Annotated in this window: 15 protein-coding genes; 11 read left to right on the forward strand and 4 right to left on the reverse strand. The window is 58.6% G+C overall.

All coding sequences use genetic code 11. The features are described 5' to 3' along the window. The first annotated feature begins 92 nt into the window (after window positions 1-92). The 3 genes from QRN55_RS18555 to QRN55_RS18565 all read left to right on the forward strand — a co-directional run bounded on the left by QRN55_RS18555 (window position 93) and on the right by QRN55_RS18565 (window position 1,532). Complete coding sequence (locus QRN55_RS18555) at window positions 93-305, forward strand: SlyX family protein (RefSeq protein ID WP_042616170.1); 213 nt, start codon at window positions 93-95, stop codon at window positions 303-305. A 10-nt stretch (window positions 306-315) separates the two neighbouring features. Continuing rightward, on the forward strand, window positions 316-867 hold the full coding sequence (locus QRN55_RS18560; RefSeq protein WP_284777810.1) for a DUF924 family protein: 552 nt from the start codon (window positions 316-318) through the stop codon (window positions 865-867). A gap of 80 nt (window positions 868-947) precedes the next feature. After that, on the forward strand, window positions 948-1,532 hold the full coding sequence (locus QRN55_RS18565) for a LysE family translocator (RefSeq protein ID WP_284777811.1): 585 nt from the start codon (window positions 948-950) through the stop codon (window positions 1,530-1,532). 55 nt (window positions 1,533-1,587) lie between these two features. Here the strand turns inward: QRN55_RS18565 and dnaJ are convergent, their stop codons facing one another. Both dnaJ and dnaK read right to left on the reverse strand, forming a co-directional pair. Further along, a complete protein-coding gene (gene dnaJ / locus QRN55_RS18570; RefSeq protein WP_112497909.1) occupies window positions 1,588-2,721 on the reverse strand; it encodes a molecular chaperone DnaJ in 1,134 nt (377 codons plus the stop codon). A gap of 86 nt (window positions 2,722-2,807) precedes the next feature. Next, window positions 2,808-4,712 (reverse strand): molecular chaperone DnaK, encoded by a 1,905-nt coding sequence (dnaK, locus tag QRN55_RS18575; protein WP_284777812.1) that lies wholly within the window; start codon window positions 4,710-4,712, stop codon window positions 2,808-2,810. Window positions 4,713-5,066: 354 nt separating this feature from the next. On the opposite strand from dnaK, the gene QRN55_RS18580 reads away from it, so the two are divergent. From QRN55_RS18580 to QRN55_RS18595, 4 genes are all read left to right on the forward strand, one after another. Then, window positions 5,067-6,824, forward strand: a complete 1,758-nt coding sequence (locus QRN55_RS18580) for an alkaline phosphatase (protein WP_284777813.1) — start codon at window positions 5,067-5,069, stop codon at window positions 6,822-6,824. Window positions 6,825-6,921: 97 nt separating this feature from the next. Continuing rightward, a complete protein-coding gene (locus tag QRN55_RS18585) occupies window positions 6,922-7,386 on the forward strand; it encodes a hypothetical protein (RefSeq protein WP_284777814.1) in 465 nt (154 codons plus the stop codon). Between the two features lie 2 nt (window positions 7,387-7,388). Next, complete coding sequence (locus tag QRN55_RS18590; protein ID WP_284777815.1) at window positions 7,389-8,069, forward strand: ABC transporter ATP-binding protein; 681 nt, start codon at window positions 7,389-7,391, stop codon at window positions 8,067-8,069. Window position 8,070: 1 nt separating this feature from the next. Continuing rightward, a complete protein-coding gene (locus tag QRN55_RS18595) occupies window positions 8,071-9,306 on the forward strand; it encodes an FtsX-like permease family protein (protein WP_284777816.1) in 1,236 nt (411 codons plus the stop codon). Between the two features lie 11 nt (window positions 9,307-9,317). Here the strand turns inward: QRN55_RS18595 and QRN55_RS18600 are convergent, their stop codons facing one another. Together QRN55_RS18600 and QRN55_RS18605 are read right to left on the reverse strand one after the other, a co-directional pair. Further along, the gene (locus QRN55_RS18600; RefSeq protein WP_284777817.1) at window positions 9,318-11,330 is read right to left on the reverse strand and encodes a PAS domain-containing protein; all 2,013 of its coding nucleotides are present in this window, start codon (window positions 11,328-11,330) and stop codon (window positions 9,318-9,320) included. Between the two features lie 267 nt (window positions 11,331-11,597). Continuing rightward, a complete protein-coding gene (locus QRN55_RS18605) occupies window positions 11,598-13,226 on the reverse strand; it encodes an MFS transporter (RefSeq protein WP_111840170.1) in 1,629 nt (542 codons plus the stop codon). Between the two features lie 281 nt (window positions 13,227-13,507). Between QRN55_RS18605 and rimP the strand changes: the two genes are divergently transcribed. From rimP to infB, 4 genes are all read left to right on the forward strand, one after another. Next, the gene (gene rimP, locus QRN55_RS18610) at window positions 13,508-14,092 is read left to right on the forward strand and encodes a ribosome maturation factor RimP (RefSeq protein WP_233122282.1); all 585 of its coding nucleotides are present in this window, start codon (window positions 13,508-13,510) and stop codon (window positions 14,090-14,092) included. A 52-nt stretch (window positions 14,093-14,144) separates the two neighbouring features. Continuing rightward, window positions 14,145-15,755, forward strand: coding sequence for a transcription termination factor NusA (gene nusA, locus QRN55_RS18615; protein WP_284777818.1), 1,611 nt, complete (start codon window positions 14,145-14,147; stop codon window positions 15,753-15,755). Further along, a complete protein-coding gene (locus QRN55_RS18620) occupies window positions 15,752-16,444 on the forward strand; it encodes an RNA-binding protein (protein WP_111840173.1) in 693 nt (230 codons plus the stop codon). The genes nusA and QRN55_RS18620 overlap by 4 nt, the downstream gene beginning before the upstream one ends. Window positions 16,445-16,546: 102 nt before the next feature. Further along, window positions 16,547-19,279 (forward strand): translation initiation factor IF-2, encoded by a 2,733-nt coding sequence (infB, locus tag QRN55_RS18625; protein WP_284777819.1) that lies wholly within the window; start codon window positions 16,547-16,549, stop codon window positions 19,277-19,279. Window positions 19,280-19,319: the final 40 nt, after the last annotated feature.

Genomic DNA, 19,319 nt, shown 5'->3' on the forward strand with positions numbered 1-19,319 from the left:
GAAAACCATCGAAGGGCGGGCATCATGTCCGGCCTTTGTCTTGTTTGCTGGGTATAAAGCTGGCAAAGCAGGGCATTGACGAGGAGAAACCCATGGCCGACGACAGCGAAAACCGTATCATTGCGCTCGAAGAAACCGTGGCGCATCAGGCAAAGACCATCGAAGAACTGTCTGACCAACTGACCGAGCAATGGAAAGTCGTCGAGCAGACCCGCGCCAAGCTGGATCGGTTGACAGACCGGTTCCTGAACCTCGAGGAACAATCGCTCGAAGCCCCCGCCATTACCAAGCCACCGCATTATTGAGGAGAAGGCCATGAGCAAGGGCACCGCCACGTCCGCTTCTGACGTTATGGCGTTTTGGAAAGATGCCGGACCTGAAAAGTGGTTCGACAAGGACGCCCAGTTCGACGCGACGTTCCATGATCGTTTCAGGGATTTGCATTTCGCAGCAGCACGGCTCGAGTTGGAGACATGGCTTGAGGACGCTGAAAGCAGTCTTGCGCTGCTGTTGCTGCTGGACCAGTTTCCCCGCAACTGCTTTCGCGGCACGGCCCATATGTACGCGACAGACCCGCTCGCCCGCCACTACACCCACGATGTCCTGCGGCGTGGCCACGACAAGACAATCGATCCAGAACTTCCCATCTTCTTCTATCTCCCGTTGATGCACTCGGAAGACCTTGAAGATCAGCATCTATGCTGCAAGCTCTGCAAACCCCTGGGCGAGCGTTATCTGCCTTTTGCCATCGAGCATCGCGACATCATCGAACGCTTCGGCCGCTTCCCGCATCGCAACGACATTCTTCTGCGCGAGAGCACGGCGGATGAAAAACGCTTTCTGGAAGAAGGCGGGTTTGCAGGCTGATCTGGCCTGGCGAAATTGACCGAAATCAAACCGCTTGCGGTGAGATCAGCTATGGTCGAGCTCTAAGATGGAGCCTGCGCATGTCGACATTTCTGGAATTCACCGGTGCCATTCTGCTTCTTTTGTTGACGCCCGGGCCGACCAACACACTGATGGCGCTGGCGGGATATTCTCGTGGCATCCTTCGCGCTTTGCCGCTGATCCTCAGCGAGATCGTCGGATATCTCCTCGTCATCATTCCCGTCGCCGTTCTGGCCGCATCGTTTCTTGCGCAACACCCGCAATTGCTGCTCGCCGCCAAAATCTGCGCCTGTCTCTGGGTGCTGTTTTTGAGCTATCGGCTCTGGTTCAAGACCTCGGTCGAGGTAGGGGTTAAAGAGGTCACCGCGGCGGATATTCTGGTCACCACCATGCTCAATCCCAAAGCCCTGATCATTGCCATCGTCATCATGCCGCATGGTGCGATCACTCAGCTGATTCCATGGCTTGTCCTATTCACAGGATTGGTCGTCTTTGCCGCATCCGGCTGGATCGCTCTCGGTCGTCACGTATCGAGAAACAAGACGGTTGCGCTGAAGCCGGAATCCATCCAGCGCATCGCGGCAACCTGCCTCTTCGTCTTTGCCGCCATTCTCGCCACCAGCACAGTCCGGGCTATGGCATAAAAAAGCCGCGCATTCTTGCGAAGCGCGGCTTTGTCTTGGATATCAATCGACAGCATCAGCCGTCGAAGAATTCCTTCATCCGGGCAAAGAAGCCGGTAGATTCAGGGTTGTTGTCCTTGGATGACAGTTCGTGGAATTCCTGTAGCAATTCCCGCTGGCGCTTGGTCAGCTTCTGCGGTGTTTCGATCTGAATCTGGATATAGAGATCACCCTGCTGCGCAGAGCGCAGAACCGGCATTCCCTTACCCTTCAGACGGAACTGCTTGCCCGCCTGCGTGCCTTCCGGCACCGTCACGCGGGATTTCGTGCCGTCCAGCGTCGTCACATCGAACGTGCCACCGAGTGCAGCCGTCGTCATCGAGATGGGCACGGCACAATAGAGATCAGCACCATCGCGCTGGAAGAACTCGTGCGGTCGCACCGACAGGAAGATGTAGAGATCGCCCGAGGGGCCACCGCGCATGCCTGCCTCACCTTCGCCTTGCAGACGAATGCGCGTACCGTCTTCGATACCGGCTGGAATATTGACCGACAGCGAACGCTCTTCTGTCACACGGCCCTGACCATGGCACTTCGCGCAAGGATCGGTGATCGTCTGGCCGCGACCGTGACAGGTTGGGCAGGTGCGTTCCACCGAGAAGAAACCTTGTGCTGCACGCACGCGACCAGAACCCTGGCAGGTGCCGCAGGTCTTTGGCTGCGTGCCGGGCTTCGCGCCAGAACCGGTACAGACATCGCAGGTAATCGAGGTCGGAACGCGAATCTGCGCGGTCTTGCCCGCAAAGGCCTCTTCCAGCGATATCTCCATGTTGTAGCGCAGATCGGCACCGCGTTCGCGTCCGCCGCTGGAGCGACGCGCACGTCCGCCACCCATCATCTCGCCGAAAATGTCTTCGAAGATGTCGGAGAAGCCACCGCTTGCGCCACCGCCGAAGCCGCCGCCTGCATTGCCCATGCCGCCCTGTTCGAAAGCCGCATGGCCGAAGCGGTCGTAGGCTGCCCGCTTTTGCGGGTCCTTCAACGTTTCATAGGCTTCGTTGATTTCCTTGAACTTCTTCTCGGATTCAGCGTCACCCGGATTCTTGTCAGGATGGTACTTCATCGCGAGTTTGCGGAAGGCGCTTTTCAGCTCTTTTTCGTCAGCAGTTTTGCCAACGCCAAGTGTTTCGTAAAAGTCTGCTTTCGCCATTAATTAACAAGCCCCGGAAATGGATTTCCGGCTGCACGAGGCAGCCGGATTTCAGTCAAGCATCAATTGGAGTTCAAAAGCCACGCTTATGCGGACTTCTTGTCGTCCTTGATTTCCTCGTAGTCTGCATCGACCACGTCGTCCCTGTGACCTTCGGCAGCGCCTTCGCCACCTTCAGCCTGCTGGGCTTCGTAGATGGCCTGACCCAGCTTCATGGACACTTCCATGAGCGTCTGGGTCTTCGCCTGGATGTCATCGGCATCCGGCTCGGATGCTTCGACCGAGCTCTTCAGCGCAGCGATGGCGTCTTCGATGGCCTTGCGGTCCGTCTCGGAAACCTTGTCGCCATACTCCGCCACCGACTTCTCGGTGGAGTGGATGAGGCTTTCGGCCTGGTTCTTGGCTTCCACACCGGCGCGACGCTTCTTGTCAGTTTCAGCGTTGGCTTCGGCGTCCTTCACCATCTTTTCGATGTCGGCGTCGGACAGACCACCAGATGCCTGGATGCGGATCTGCTGCTCCTTGCCGGTGCCCTTGTCCTTGGCCGAAACCTGCACGATGCCGTTGGCGTCGATATCGAAGGTGACTTCGATCTGCGGAACGCCGCGTGGTGCTGGTGGCAGGCCAACGAGGTCGAACTGACCGAGCGACTTGTTGTCGGCAGCCATTTCGCGCTCACCCTGGCTGACGCGGATCGTCACGGCAGACTGGCTGTCTTCGGCGGTCGAGAAGGTCTGGCTCTTCTTGGTCGGGATCGTCGTGTTACGGTCGATCAGACGTGTGAAGACACCACCCAGAGTTTCGATACCGAGCGACAGAGGCGTCACGTCGAGAAGCAGCACGTCCTTGACGTCACCCTGCAGAACGCCGGCCTGAATGGCGGCGCCCATGGCAACCACTTCGTCCGGGTTCACACCCTTATGTGGCTCCTTGCCAAACAGCTGCTTGACGATTTCCTGCACCTTCGGCATGCGGCTCATGCCGCCGACGAGAACGACTTCTTCGATTTCGGCTGCCGTCAGGCCAGCATCCTTGAGCGCGGCCTTGCACGGTGCAACGGTGCGCTGAACCAGATCATCGACCAAGCTTTCGAACTTGGCGCGGGTCAGCTTCAGCGTCAGGTGCTTTGGACCGGTCGCATCTGCCGTGATGAAGGGCAGGTTGATTTCGGTCTGCTGCGAAGACGACAGTTCGATCTTTGCCTTTTCTGCAGCTTCCTTCAGGCGCTGAAGCGCAAGCTTGTCGCCCTTGAGGTCGATGCCCTGGTCCTTCTTGAACTCACCGGCCAGATATTCGACCAGACGCATGTCGAAGTCTTCACCACCGAGGAAGGTATCGCCGTTGGTGGATTTTACTTCGAAAACGCCATCGCCGATTTCCAGAACGGAAATATCGAAGGTACCGCCACCCAAGTCGTACACGGCAATCGTCTTGCCTTCCTTCTTGTCGAGGCCGTAAGCCAAGGCAGCAGCCGTCGGCTCGTTGATGATGCGCAGAACTTCAAGACCAGCGATGCGGCCTGCATCCTTGGTTGCCTGGCGCTGTGCGTCGTTGAAGTAGGCTGGAACGGTGATGACGGCCTTTTCGACCTTTTCACCGAGGTAGGATTCAGCGGTTTCCTTCATCTTCTGAAGGATCATCGCGGAAATCTGCGAAGGGGAATAACCCTTGCCCTGTGCCTGAACCCATGCGTCGCCATTGTCGCCCTTGACGATCTCGAACGGAACGAGGCCCTTGTCCTTTTCGACAGTCGGGTCTTCGTAACGGCGACCGATCAGGCGCTTGACGGCAAACAGGGTGTTTGTCGGGTTGGTGACGGCCTGACGCTTTGCAGGCTGGCCGACCAGACGCTCGCCATCATCGCTGAAGGCGACCATGGAAGGGGTGGTGCGCGCGCCTTCTGCGTTTTCAATAACTTTGGTGTCCTTGCCGTCCATCACTGCAACGCAGGAATTGGTCGTGCCAAGGTCGATACCGATTACTTTTGCCATGTTCTTCTCTCCTTGAAGCGAGTTGTCGGAACCCCGGGAGGCATTCCACTGACAACTCCTTGACTTGGATGGTCTTCCGGTTTGTGCAGCAAACTTGCTGCTGTCTGGGGGGTATATAAGGAGCGATTTTTCCCGCTGCAAGGCGGATAGACGCGTCGATTGCACCAAAAAATGAAGAAATAAAGCTTGCATAAAACAGATGGGGCACCCTGAGCGCCTTTCAACGCGGCAGGAATAAAAAAACGCGGGGTTGCGAAGCGCCCGTTGGATTCGCGCCGATCGTCATTTCAGTGTCATGCGCGGTGCCTATAGGCGGGGAGCTTTTTCATAAAACATAACTCCTTCGAGGTTATCATGCGCAAAATTATCGCTGCATTCGTCGCGACCACCGTGCTTGCCGGCGCTGCCCAGGCAGCAACCGTCTATCCACTTGATCGCGCAACGATTCTGGTCGGTTCTCCCTTCGACTTCAAAGTCGAATTCAAGAACGTCGTAAAGGCTGAAGACGTCAAGATCACCGTCAACGGCCAGGACTACAAGACCGTCTTCGGCTCGGACGTGAGCTTCACAGCTGAAGAAAAGGGCAAGGAAGACAAGGTTCTTGGTTCTGCGGTCAGCTTGCGTGGCCTCAAGATCGCCAAGGCGGGCGACTACAAGATCGAGGTTTCCGCAGGTTCCGAAACCAAAAACGTCACGTGGACGGTTTACGGCACCCCTGAAACGCCAAAGGCCAAGAACATCATCTTCCTGCTGGGCGATGGCCTGTCGGTTGCGCACCGCACCGCTGCCCGCATCATGTCCAAGGGCATGACCGAAGGCAAGGCGAACGGTCGCCTCAACATGGACGAGATGGACCGCATGGCCTTCATCGGCACATCGTCTACAGAAGCTGTCGCAACCGATAGCGCCAACACCATGTCGGCATACATGACCGGCCACAAGGCGCCTGTAAACGCGCTTGGCGTTTATGGCGACCGCACGCCTGCAAGCCTTGACGATCCAAAGGTCGAGACAATGGGTGAGGCTCTGCGTCGCCAGACCAAGAAGTCGATCGGTATCGTGACGACATCCGAATTGCAGGATGCGACGCCTGCGGCCACCGTCTCCCATACCCGCAAGCGTGCCGACAAGGCCGAAATCACCGGCATGATGTTCGACGTAAAGCCTGATGTCGTGCTGGGCGGCGGCTCGGCCTATTTCCTCAGCAAGGACATCCCCGGCTCCAAACGCAAGGACGACAAGGATTACATCAAGCTGTTCCAGGACGCAGGCTACACGCTGGCCACCGACAAGAGCGAGCTTGAAAAGGCTGAAGGTTCCAACACCGGAAAGCTGCTCGGCCTCTTCCACACCGGCAACATGGATACCGTGCTTGACCGCAATTTCCTCAAGAAGGGTACAGTCGACAAGTTTCCGAACCAGCCCGGTCTGGTCGATATGACCAAGGCCGCTCTGGGTGAGCTTTCGAAAAATCAAGACGGCTTCTTCCTGATGGTTGAAGCTGCCAACATCGACAAGATGTCCCACCCGCTGGATTGGGATCGCGCCGTTGTCGAAACCATCGAATTCGACAAGGCCGTTGGCGTCGCGCGTGAATTCGCTGCCAAGAACCCTGATACGCTGATCGTTGTCACCGGTGACCACACCCATGGCGTTTCCATCATCGGCACCGTGGATGATGAAAAGCCGGGCGATGAAATGCGCGCCAAGGTCGGCACCTATGCCGAAGCAGGCTTCCCCAACTACGAAGACAAGGACGGTGACGGTTACCCAGACCGGATCGACGTGACCCGCCGTCTGTTTCTGAATGCCAATAATGGTCCTGACCATTACGAAACATTCCGTCCGAAGATGGATGGTCCTTTCGTTCCGGCAATCCAGAACGAGAAGAAGGAATACATCGCCAACGAAGCCTACAAGAACGTTCCCGGTGCCGTCTTCGTCCAGGGCAACATTCCAAAGGACGGCGACAGCGGCGTTCACGCCGTCGACGACATCGTGCTTCAGTCCACCGGCCCCGGCTCGGAAGAGTTCAAGGGTTACATGGAGCAGAGCGACGTTTACCGCGTGCTCGCCGATACCTTCGCGCTTGGCACAAAGCAGACGCAGTAAGAAACGGCTTAGCCAGATAAAGCGACCCGGTCTGCATCATGCAGGCCGGGTCGCCCTGTTACAGACCTATTCGGAACAGCCGACATCGGAGACCGCCATGGCGCCTTACAAAGCCGCTCTCACACGCAGGCAGTCGTTTCAACTCGCCGGTTTGGCAGCCTTTGCACTCGGCACGAAGCAAGCCACTGCTGCGCCATCTCCCCTCACCTTCGATGAGATGTACGGCAAGATCGGTGTGCTGGGACTCGAGTTTTCCGAAAAGCTCAAGTCATTGACCGGCAAGGAAATCCGCATGAAGGGTTTCATGGCGCCTCCGTTGAAGGCCGAAGCGGCCTTTTTCGTTTTGACCGAAATTCCCATGGCGCTGTGCCCATTCTGCTCATCGGATTCCGATTGGCCAGATAACATCGTCGTCGTCTACCTCTCCGAAAAACAGACCTTCGTGCAGCCCAGCACCACGATCGAAGTGACGGGCATGCTGGAGCGTGGCTCCTGGACGGACCCGGAAACGGGCTTCGTCAGTCTTGTGCGTATCCGCGACGCTCAGTACAGGGTTTCGTGATCATGCTGCCACTAACAATATCCGGCTTGTCCGTATCCTATCCGGGGCTCGCAGCACCCGTTCTGTCCATTGAAAATCTCGTGGTTTCGGCGGGCGGAAAACTGTCGATCACAGGTGCGTCCGGCTCGGGCAAAAGCACGTTCGTCAACGTCATCACGGGGTTGGAACGGGTACGTCAGGGCAGCGTCACATGGGGCGAGCAAAGCATCGGCGACCTGACCGAGACCAGGCGAGACCGCTGGCGTGGCGAAAACGTCGGGCTGGTGATGCAGGACTTTCATCTTCTGTCTGGCCTGTCCGCGCTAGAGAACGTGCTTTTGCCTGCGCGTCTGGCCCGCAGCATGTCGAAAGAACTTGGCGAACGCGCAGCAGCACTGCTCGAAAAGACCGGATTGTCGCGCCCCGACCAGAAAATCGATACCATGTCGCGTGGTGAAATGCAGCGCGTGGCCATTTCCCGTGCGCTGCTACGAAAGCCGGGTGTCATCGTTGCCGACGAACCGACCGCAAGCCTGGACCCTGAGAATGGCGAGGCCATCGGTGGGCTGCTGGTCGATCTTTCCAAAGCAGAGGGCTCGACCCTGATCGTCATCACTCACGACCGGCTTTTGGCAGAACGGCTGGACCGTCGTCTGGAACTCGCCAGTGGCCGTGTTGTCACCGACACCGCCGGGAAACCCTGATATGTTGCGTTTTATTGTTTCAGACCTCAAGCGTCTGTGGGCAGGATCACTCGTCGTCGTCATTCTGGTTGCGATGGCAACTGCACTGGGCGCGACCGTCACCTTGCAGGAACGGGCGCTGCGACTGGGCTCGGCGCGCGCTGCCGATAAATTCGACCTCGTCATCGGTGCGGCGGGCAGCGAAACGCAGCTCGTCCTGTCGTCCGTTTTCCTTCAGGCTGCCCCACTGCCACTCGTCAGCGGTCAAACGCTGGCCTCGCTGTCGACAGATCCCCGTGTCGCATGGGCCGGGCCGGTCGGCTTTGGCGATTCCTTCGCCGGCTATCCTATTGTGGGAACGACGACCGCCTTGATCAAAAACACCTCCGACGGCTTTGTCGAAGGTCAGGGTTTTGCAGATGGCGAAGATGCCGTCATCGGCTCTGCGGTGGATTTGCCGCTGGGTGCTGAAATCAAACCTATGCATGGCAGTGCGCAGGAAGGTGGCCATACGCATACTGAAATCGTCTACCATGTTCAGGGCAGAATGAAACCCACGGGCACGCCGTGGGACAGGGCTATTCTGGTACCCATCAGCTCCGTCTGGCACATCCATGGCATGGGCGATCATGATCATGCACACGAGCATGGCGCCGAGGCCCACGAAGAGGGGCACGAAGGCCACGACCACGATACGCTGAACGAGGCTTTCGATGCCGATACGCCCGGTGTCCCAGCCATTCTGGTCAAGCCCAAATCCATTGCAGATGCCTACAAGCTCAGACAGCAGTACCGTCAGGGCAACACGCTTGCTGTTTTCCCCGGCGAAGTGCTGACGAAACTTTACGCGACGTTGGGGGATGCGCGTCAGGTGCTGTCCATCGTGGCAATCGGCGCGCAACTGCTGGTCGCGGCATCGCTCATTCTCGTCACCCTGACGCATATCGTGCAGAGACGAAAGCAGATCGGGGCTCTGCGCGCGTTTGGAGCGCCACGCTCCTCCATATCGCTGATCGTATGGACGGAACTCTTCACGCTGTTCGCGACCGGCATTATTTTAGGCTTCGGCATCGGCTTTGCCGCCGCCAAGACGATCACAGGCATGCTTGTTGCCCAGAGCGGCGTTGCCATGCCGGTCGAATTTGCCCGCGCCGACCTCACTCAGGCCGGGCTGCTGCTTGGCGTCGCAGCGGTTCTGGCGATATTGCCTGCGTGGCTCGCCTATCGTCAGTCCGCCGTTGAAGCTCTGCGCAGCTAAGCGCAGGTCTATTACCGGGGGCCGGCGAGGGCTTTGACCCGTTGCGCAAACACATCAAGCTGGAACGGCTTGGTCATGACATGCATGCCATGATCGAGATGCCCGTGATTGAGGACCGCGTTTTCGGCGTAGCCCGTGATGAACAGCACCTCCAGCCCGGGTCGGTTGACGCGGGCTGCGTCGGCCAGCTGTCGCCCGTTCATTCCGCCGGGTAACCCGACATCGGTGATCAGAAGGCTGATGTCGCGCGCCGAGTTCAATATCCGCAACGCCGACGCACCATCTTCCGCCTCGATGACCGAGTAGCCCAAATCCTGAAGCTCCTCGACCGCAAGCATGCGCACCAGTGGCTCGTCATCGACGACGAGGATGGTTTCGCCGCCATCGGCACGCAGCGCATCCGTCACGCCAAGCGGCTCGGCCTCAGTGGTTTCGATGTCACCGGCGTGTCTGGGCAAATAAAGGCATATCATCGTGCCCTTGCCCACTTCGGAATAAATTCGCGCCGCACCACCCGACTGGCCTGCAAATCCGTACACCATGGAAAGACCAAGGCCGGTGCCCTGACCGATCGGTTTGGTGGTGTAGAAAGGGTCGAATGCCCGGTCGATGATTTCCTGGCTCATGCCGGTTCCCGTGTCGGACACGCAGAGCGAAACGTATTGCCCCGGCTCCAGCCCGCGCATGCGTGCCGCCCTGTCATCGATCCAGCGATTGCCGGTCTCAATGGTCAAGTTACCGCCGCCGGGCATCGCATCCCGCCCATTGATGCAGAGGTTCAAAAGAGCATTTTCGAGTTGACCGGCATCCACACTGGTTGCCCACAGCCCCGCCGCACCCACCGTTTCCACCTTGATGGCGGGACCGACGCTTCGGGTGATGAGGTCGAGCATACCGTCCACGAGGGTGTTGACGTTGAGCGGCTTGGGATCGAGCGTCTGTCGCCGTGAGAAGGCGAGAAGCCGTTGCGTCAGGGCCGCAGCACGCTTGGTTGCGCCCACCGCACCGTTGATATAGCGCTCGATATCACCGACACGGCCTTGCGCAAGGCGCGTGCTCATCATCTCCAGACTGCCGCTGATACCAGCAAGGATGTTGTTGAAGTCATGCGCAAGGCCACCGGTCAGTTGCCCCACGGCCTCCATTTTCTGGCTGTGGCGCAAAGCCTCTTCCGCGACCATCAATTCGGCTGTGCGCTTCTCCACCTGCTGTTCCAGCGTGGCGTTGAGTTTTGCCAAAGCAATTTCGGCTCGGCGTCTGGCGGTGATGTCCTGAAACATGACCGCGACCTGCCGCTTGCTTTCCGGCTCGATGCGCACCGCCGCCAGCTCCAGATAGCGGCCTGTCGCAACCAGTTCCTGCTGAAACCTGATCGGCTTTCCGGTCCGTAGAACTTCGCCGTAGCGAGCGACCCAGGCATCGGCCTCATCCCCAACCATTTCGCGCAGCTTTTGCCCAACGACGTTGGGAATACCGGCGTGTCGGGCATAGGCGTCATTGGCCTGTATGTGGATATAGTCGCTGTTTGGACCGTGTGGACCATCGAAGAACTCGATGACGCAAAAGCCCTCGTCTATCGCGTCGAACAAACCCTTGTAGAGTTCTTCGCTCTCGCGACGTTTCCGCTCAGCCAATGTCCGCTCGGTGACATCGGACCCCTCGACGAAGATCGCTTCCACCTTTCCATCCGCTCCCAATATGGGCTGGTAGATGAAGTCGAGGTAGCGCTCGGTGACGGGCCCATCGATTTCCGGCTGCACCGCATAAAGCGCTCCGGGAGCAGAATAGGGTGAGCCCGTTCGATAGACGTCGTCGAGAATGTTCACGAAACCCTGCGAGACGGCATCCGGCAAGGCTTCCGCAACTGTCCGGCCGACGAGATCGTTTCGACCTACCAGTGTCATATAGCTGCGATTGGCAAGTTCGAAGCGGTGATCCGGGCCATGAAGAAGGGCGATGAACGTCGGCGCTTGCTCGAATAGCTTATCCAGAATTGGGCCTATGCCGCTCGTCTCTGTGTACAATTGTCTGCCCCGTCATGCCTAAAGTCTTTGATAAATGTCGTCGTTCTCAAAAAGAGCGCAGTTTTCACATGCGGTATCTGGTGGAAGCCTTGGCGCAACGGGGCGAGAGCCATGGCGCAGGGCTGCGTCTCAGGCGCGGACTTTCGAAGGCTCTCATGACTTTCCCCTGACCATATGAGACGCATGAAGCCGTTACGGTCAAAAAAGTTCCCGAGGGTAGAGTATTTTAGCGAAGCCGATGATCCGTCTGATCCGGTCATGCTGCCTTCAGTGCGGGTCGATATGGGCTTTATGGAAGATATCATCCTGCGGCGGTATGGCCTGACGTTCGATCATACGATGCACGCGGGGACGTGTACTGCCGCGGTGGAGCGCCAGAATACTATCCCAACTCTCGGCATCGGCCTGCGTTCGCCGGTGGTTGTGACGCACATATTCCACCCATGTCGGTACGTGGTAGATTTCCGTCCAGATATCCGGGTTCTCCAGATCCCGCATCAACGTCCAGTTCTGGGCTCCGTCCCGCAGGCGGATGCGTCTTCTCTCTGCCATGATCGACATGAATTCCGGCAGGTCGGCATCATCGATTTCATAATCGACGAGAATGGCAATCGGCCCGCTTCGCGGTTTGACGTCGAGGCGCAGGTTCGGTTCGACGAAACGGTTGAGCGGATCGAGATTGAGCGACGCGAAGGCTGGCATTGCCAGCTTGAAGCCGACCAGAACACCTAGCAGCATCAGCAGGCACGAACAGAGCAGCGAATAGGTCAGGCCGTAATTTTCAGCAAGCGAACCCCACAGCCAACTGCCCACGGCGATGCCACCAAAGGTCAGCGTCTGGTAGAGCGAGAGCGCGCGGCCCACGACCCAGCGCGGCGTGGACAATTGCACGATGGTGTTGAACAGCGACAGTGCGAGAACCCAGCTTGCGCCGGAAATTGTCAGGACCAGCGCCGTCAGGATGGCACTCGTGCTGACGGCGGTAACCGCGGAGCTCAAGGCAAAGCCGAGAAACGCAACGCGCACGATCCATTCGCTGCTGACCATTTCCCGCAAGCGCGCGCTGACCAGAGCACCGCCGATTGCGCCGACACCAAAGGCGCCCAGCATAATACCGTAGGTCAGAGGTCCCCCCTGCACCAGATCGCGCGCGACCAGCGGCATCAGCGCCAGAATAGCACTGGCGGAAAGGCCGAACAGGAAACCGCGCACCAGAACCTTGCCGATATTCGGCGACATGGCGACATAGCGCATGCCAGCGGAGATCGCGGCGAAGAGATGCTCGCGTGGCAAAGTGGAGGTGCTCTTGGGCGGTTGCCATTTCACCAAAGCATAGATCAGCGCAAAATAGCTGAAGGTGTTGACGAGAAACGCGGCTGCCGCGCCCGCAATCGCCACGACGACACCGCCAATGGCCGGGCCGACGCTACGGGTGATGTTGAAGCCGACACTGTTGAGCGTCACTGCTGCCGGAAGATCCTCGCGCGGCACCATCTCGCCAACGGACGCCTGCCATGACGGATTGTTGAGCGCAGTACCGCAGCCGATCATGAAGGTGAAGAACAGGAGCAGCCACGGTGACAGCCATCCAAACCAGGCGAACACCGTCAGCATGATGGAGGCGGCAAGCATCAGAAGCTGCGCCGAAATCATGATGCGCCTGCGGTCGAAACTGTCGGCCAATGCGCCCGATACCAGCGAAAACAGCATGATGGGCAGCGACGTCGATGCCTGCACCAGTGCGATCATGTTTTCGGACGAGGATAGCGCCGTCATCATCCAGGCAGCGCCCACCGCCTGAATGAGCCCGCCGAAGTTCGAGGCAATGCTCGCAAACCAGATTGTGCGGTAGGTTTGATGCTTGAGTGGCGTAAGGGGAGATTTTCTATCGGGCACGGGCAGTCCAATTGATGCAATTGCTGGTCATCCGGGTCACACTATAGACGCCGTTTGAGAGGATGCCACTGTTTCGGCGCGTGCCAAGGTAAAATTGTGACGAAAGCCAATTTCGCTGCTTTTGCGCCTCATCCTTGCAATATCGACGATTTGGGTTTATACGGACCTTCAAATTCTTGATCGTCTGATGAAGAGTGGGGCCGCAAGGCTCCGCTCTTTTTCGTTAGGCGCCCTAAAAACCGGAGCCAGCCTCCGGCGCAGAGAAAGACCGGAAGGCCAGAATGGCAGACGCCGAACCAAGACTGATAACCGAAACAGGCATCGACCAGCGCATCGCCGAAATCATCGAGCCGGTGCTGACAGGCATGGGCTTCCTTCTGGTGCGCGTCCGGCTTTCCAGCCAGAACGGCTCGACCCTGCAGATCATGGCCGAGCGCGAAGACGGAACCATGACCGTACAGGACTGTGAAGCCGTCTCCATGGCGATTTCACCGGTTCTTGATGTGGAAGACCCCGTCGAAAAGGCGTATCATCTCGAAGTGTCGTCGCCCGGCATCGACCGGCCGATGGTGCGCAAGACCGACTTCGTTCGCTGGCAGGGCCATATCGTCAAGGTCGAAACATCGATCCTGGTCGACAACCGCAAGCGCTTTCGCGGCAAGATCGCCAGCGTCGAAGCGGACGGTTTCAGACTGGAGCGCGACCAGATTGCCTATGGCGAAGAGCCCGTGGTGATGATCCCGTTCAACACACTTTCCGACGCGAAGTTGGTCCTGACGGACGATCTTATTCGCGACGCACTGAAGGCGGACAAGCAGGCCAAGGCCGCGGCCGCCAATCAGAACGAAGAAGCAGACGAAGACTAATTCCAAAGTAAGCCCTGACAACGCGGGCAAAACGACTTACGGAGACATAAAAATGGCAGTCAGTGCTAATAGGCTTGAGCTTCTGCAGATCGCCGATGCTGTGGCGCGCGAAAAGGTCATCGACCGCGAAATCGTGCTGGCCGCAATGGCTGATGCTATCCAGAAGGCTGCCCGCTCGCGTTACGGTTCCGAGACCAACATTCGCGCCGACATCAACTCCAAGACCGGCGAAATCCGCTTGCAGCGTCTGCTCGAAGTCGTCGAAAAGGCCGAAGATTACGGCACGCAGATTCCGCTGGAGTTGGCGCGTGACCGCAACGTCGATGCCAAGATCGGCGACTACATTGCCGATCCGCTGCCCCCGATGGATTTCGGTCGTATCGCTGCGCAGTCTGCCAAGCAGGTCATCGTCCAGAAGGTTCGTGAAGCCGAGCGTGACCGCCAATACGACGAGTTCAAGGATCGTATCGGCGAAATCATCAACGGTACCGTCAAGCGCGTCGAGTATGGCAACGTCATCGTCGATCTCGGTCGTGGCGAAGGCATCATCCGTCGCGACGAGATGATTCCTCGCGAAAACCTGCGTTACGGCGACCGCGTTCGTGCCTTCGTCTACGACGTGCGCCGCGAACAGCGTGGCCCGCAAATCTTCCTGTCGCGTACGCATCCGCAGTTCATGGTCAAGCTCTTCACCATGGAAGTGCCGGAAATCTACGACGGTATCATCCAGATCAAGTCTGTTGCCCGCGACCCGGGTTCGCGCGCCAAGATCGCCGTCATCTCCAACGACTCGTCGATCGATCCAGTCGGCGCCTGCGTCGGTATGCGCGGTTCGCGCGTTCAGGCCGTTGTCGGTGAACTCCAAGGCGAAAAGATCGACATCATTCCCTGGTCTCAGGACCCGGCATCCTTCATCGTCAACGCGCTTCAGCCCGCTGAAGTTTCCAAGGTCGTTCTCGATGAAGAGGCAGAGCGCATTGAAGTCGTCGTGCCGGATGAGCAGCTTTCGCTGGCCATCGGTCGTCGCGGCCAGAACGTGCGTCTCGCATCGCAGCTGACCGGCTGGGACATCGACATCATGACGGAAGCCGAAGAGTCCGAGCGCCGTCAGAAGGAATTCAACGAACGCACCGGCATCTTCATGGAAGCGCTGGATGTGGACGAAATGGTTGGCCAGGTTCTGGCATCCGAAGGCTTCGCGCAGGTCGAGGAACTGGCTTATGTGGACCTGAGCGAAATCTCGTCCATCGACGGTTTCGATGAAGACACGGCTGTCGAAATCCAGACCCGCGCGAAAGAATATATCGAGCGTATCGAGACGGAAATGGATGCCAAGCGCAAGGAACTCGGCGTTTCCGACGAACTGCGCCAGATCGACGGTCTGACATCGCAGATGCTGGTCGCTCTGGGCGAAGAAGGTGTGAAGAACATCGAAGACTTCGCAGGCTGCGCCGCTGACGATCTGGTTGGTTGGAGCGAACGCAAGGACGGCGAGACCAGGAAGTTCGAAGGCACGTTCTCCAAGCTCGACGTGTCGCGCGTTGAAGCTGAGAACATGATCGTTCAGGCCCGTCTTCTGGCTGGCTGGATCACCGCTGAAGATCTTGCTGCACAGCAGGAAGAGGTTGCTACCGAGGAGGCGGATACCGCCGATCAGGAATGATTTCGCAAGCGCATGAGCCTGACGACCTGCTCGATGACGAGCTGGTCGAAGGTACAGGCAGCGAGCGGATGTGCATTGTAACGCGGCAGAGTGGAACACCCGATGAGTTGGTCCGTTTTGTCGCAGGCCCGGACAAAAGCGTTGTTCCGGACCTGAAACGCCAATTGCCAGGGCGCGGATGCTGGGTCACTCCCGAGCGCGCCCTGATCGAGAAGGCCATTGCGAAGAAGCTTTTCGCGCGCGCCTTGAAGACGGATGTCAAAACCGGACCTGAACTCCTGGAGATGATGGACCGGCTGATGGCGCAGCAGTTGACCGGAATGATGAACATGGCGCGCAAGGCGGGCCAGTTCATCAGCGGCGCCACAAAAGTGGATGCGTCCGTGCGTTCGGGACATGCCCTTGCGGTGTTCCATGCAACGGATGCTGCGCCGGATGGCGTGAGAAAGATCAACCAGGCCCGCAAGGCCTGGACCCTCGGCTCAGGCGCCGAAACAGAAATACCGTCCTTTCGGCTCTTCAGCGAGCAGGAAATGGACGAACTGATGGGCCAGAATGCTTTTATCCATGCCTGCGCGCTTGCAGGGCAGGCGGGTGAGGGTGTAGTGAAGCGCGCAAAGATGCTCGAGCGATATCGCAATGGCGATAAACCTCAGGCGGATTTAGACGCTGCCCGGACAATACAATGACGCGGTCATCGGACTCTATCCGCCACCGCGTTCGGATGCAGCTAGTTAAAGACAGGGCCTGATGAATGTCATCCGGCTCTCGTCCGAAGGAACGGGAACGGAATGACCGATAACAACGACGACAAGACACTCAACGCACAACCCAAGAAGACCCTCACTCTGAAGCCGAGTGGAGCGTCGACGGGAACTGTGCGTCAGGATATGGGTCGTGGTCGCACCAACGCGGTTGTCGTGGAGACACGCAAACGCCGGCCATTGCGTCCCGAAGACGAAAAGCCCATCACGCCGACAGTGACAGCAACACCACAGCCAGCACGGCCTGCAGCGCCTACTGCAGCTCAGCGCCCGCAGCAGCCTCAGGCGCAGCGGCCCTATCAGTCTGGCAACCAGAACAATAACAACAATCAGAACCGCTCTGCGCCATCTTCGCAGCCTGCGCGTCAGCCGGACCGCCCGCGTGGCGCCGTCCTGCATGACCTTTCGGCTGGCGAAATGGATGCGCGCCGTCGGGCTCTCGCAGAAGCTCAGGCTCGCGACATCGTAGAAGCCAAGCAGCGCGCCGAAGACGAAGCACGCCGAAAGATCGAAGAAGAAGCCCGTGCAGTGGCCGAGAAGGAAGAGGCTGCACGCCGCGCAGCCGAAGAAGCCCTCGCCGCCAAGACGGCACCGGCTCCTGTTGCAGCGCCTGCCGAAGCCGCACCTGCGCCTGCTGCGACCAGAACACCTGCCAGCGCGGGCCGCCCGGACTCACGTCCGCAACTGCGCACCGTTCCGGCTGCCGTTCCGACACCGATCGACAATGCCGGTCCCCGTGGCCGTCGCCCCGGTGGCGAAGAAGAAGACGATCGTGGTGCACGTCGCAGTGGTGTACCGGTTCGCGGCAAGGTCGCGGCCCCTGCCCCGACCAAGCCTGCTGCCCGTCTCAAGACGGAAGAAGAGCGTCGTCGTGGCAAACTGACGGTAACGTCCAATCTGGAAGAAGACGGCAGCCCGCGCGGTCGCTCGCTTTCCGCCATGCGCCGCCGTCAGGAAAAATTCCGTCGTGGCCAGATGCAGGAAACCCGCGAAAAGGTCATGCGCGAAGTCATTCTGCCTGAGACCATCACCATTCAGGAACTGTCGCAGCGTATGTCCGAACGGGCCGTCGATGTGATCAAGTACCTGATGAAGGAAGGTCAGATGATGAAGCCAGGCGACGTCATCGACGCCGATCTGGCCGAAATCATCGCTGGCGAATTCGGCCATACCGTCAAGCGTGTATCCGAATCCGACATCGAAGAAGGCATCTTCAACGTATCCGACGACGATGGCGGCGAACTGGTTTCGCGTCCTCCTGTCGTTACCATCATGGGTCACGTCGACCACGGCAAGACATCGCTGCTCGACGCCATCCGTCAGACAAGCGTTGTTTCGGGTGAAGCCGGTGGCATCACTCAGCATATCGGCGCCTATCAGGTCGAGAAGAACGGTCACAAGATCACCTTCATCGACACCCCCGGCCACGCCGCCTTTACGGCCATGCGTGCTCGTGGTGCACAGGCGACCGACATCGCCATTCTGGTGGTCGCAGCCGATGACAGCGTGATGCCGCAGACGATTGAATCGATCAACCACGCGAAAGCCGCTGGTGTGCCGATCATCGTCGCGATCAACAAGATCGACAAGCACGAGGCAAACCCTGAAAAGGTTCGCCAGCAGCTGTTGCAGCATGAAGTCTTCGTCGAATCCATGGGTGGTGAAGTTCTCGATGTGGAAGTGTCCGCCAAGAACAAGCTCAACCTCGACAAGCTTCTCGAAGCGGTTCTGCTCCAGGCCGAAATTCTCGATCTGAAGGCAAACCTCAACCGCACCGCGGAAGGTACGGTTATCGAAGCGCAGCTCGATCGCGGTCGTGGTTCCGTGGCGACCATTCTGGTTCAGAAGGGCGTGTTGCGTCCGGGCCAGATCATCGTTGCCGGCGACCAGTGGGGCCGTGTGCGCGCACTCGTCAACGACAAGGGCGAACACGTCAAGGAAGCCGGTCCGGCTACACCAGTCGAGGTTCTCGGCCTTTCGGGTACACCATCTGCCGGTGATCGCTTCGCGGTCGTCGAAAACGAAAGCCGTGCGCGTGAAATCTCCGAGTACCGTCAGCGCCTGACACGTGACAAGGCTGTTGCCCGTCAGACTGGCCAGCGCGGTTCGCTGGAACAGATGATGACGCAGTTGCAGGCCAGTGGCCGCAAGGACTTCCCGTTGCTCATCAAGGGTGACGTGCAGGGTTCTGTCGAAGCGATCATCGCATCGCTTGAAAAGCTTGGAACAGACGAAGTTCGCGCACGCATCATCCACTCTGGTGCAGGTGCGATCACGGAATCGGATATCTCGCTTGCCGAGGCCTCCAACGCTGCGATCATCGGCTTCAACGTACGCGCCAACGCTCAGGCACGGACCGCATCCGAACGCGCCGGTATCGAAATTCGCTATTACAACATCATCTACGATCTGGTGGATGACGTGAAAGCAGCGATGTCGGGTCTTCTGTCTCCAGAACGCCGCGAAACCTTCCTCGGCAACGCCGAAATCCTGGAAGTCTTCAACATCACCAAGGTCGGCAAGGTTGCCGGTTGCCGTGTGGTCGAAGGCAAGGTGGAACGTGGTGCAGGCGTTCGTCTGGTGCGCGACAATGTCGTCATCCACGAAGGCAAGCTCAAGACGCTCAAGCGCTTCAAGGACGAAGTCGGCGAAGTGCCTGTCGGTCAGGAGTGCGGTATGGCGTTCGAAAACTACGAGGACATCCGTGCAGGCGATACCATCGAGTGCTTCCGCGTAGAGCACATCACCAGAACGCTCTAAGCGTTTCGCCACAACGAGAATACACTGTCGGGCGCCGGCT

The sequence above is a fragment of the Agrobacterium sp. lyk4-40-TYG-31 genome (assembly GCF_030209855.1).
GTDB lineage: Bacteria > Pseudomonadota > Alphaproteobacteria > Rhizobiales > Rhizobiaceae > Agrobacterium > Agrobacterium vaccinii.

Bases quoted from the DNA above. Each gene is read 5' to 3' on its own strand.
- QRN55_RS18555 (WP_042616170.1), top strand. From the start codon at position 93: ATGGCCGACGACAGCGAAAACCGTATCATTGCGCTCGAAGAAACCGTG.
- QRN55_RS18560 (WP_284777810.1), top strand. From the start codon at position 316: ATGAGCAAGGGCACCGCCACGTCCGCTTCTGACGTTATGGCGTTTTGG.
- QRN55_RS18565 (WP_284777811.1), top strand. From the start codon at position 948: ATGTCGACATTTCTGGAATTCACCGGTGCCATTCTGCTTCTTTTGTTG.
- dnaJ (WP_112497909.1), bottom strand. From the start codon at position 2,721: ATGGCGAAAGCAGACTTTTACGAAACACTTGGCGTTGGCAAAACTGCT.
- dnaK (WP_284777812.1), bottom strand. From the start codon at position 4,712: ATGGCAAAAGTAATCGGTATCGACCTTGGCACGACCAATTCCTGCGTT.
- QRN55_RS18580 (WP_284777813.1), top strand. From the start codon at position 5,067: ATGCGCAAAATTATCGCTGCATTCGTCGCGACCACCGTGCTTGCCGGC.
- QRN55_RS18585 (WP_284777814.1), top strand. From the start codon at position 6,922: ATGGCGCCTTACAAAGCCGCTCTCACACGCAGGCAGTCGTTTCAACTC.
- QRN55_RS18590 (WP_284777815.1), top strand. From the start codon at position 7,389: ATGCTGCCACTAACAATATCCGGCTTGTCCGTATCCTATCCGGGGCTC.
- QRN55_RS18595 (WP_284777816.1), top strand. From the start codon at position 8,071: ATGTTGCGTTTTATTGTTTCAGACCTCAAGCGTCTGTGGGCAGGATCA.
- rimP (WP_233122282.1), top strand. From the start codon at position 13,508: ATGGCAGACGCCGAACCAAGACTGATAACCGAAACAGGCATCGACCAG.
- nusA (WP_284777818.1), top strand. From the start codon at position 14,145: ATGGCAGTCAGTGCTAATAGGCTTGAGCTTCTGCAGATCGCCGATGCT.
- QRN55_RS18620 (WP_111840173.1), top strand. From the start codon at position 15,752: ATGATTTCGCAAGCGCATGAGCCTGACGACCTGCTCGATGACGAGCTG.
- infB (WP_284777819.1), top strand. From the start codon at position 16,547: ATGACCGATAACAACGACGACAAGACACTCAACGCACAACCCAAGAAG.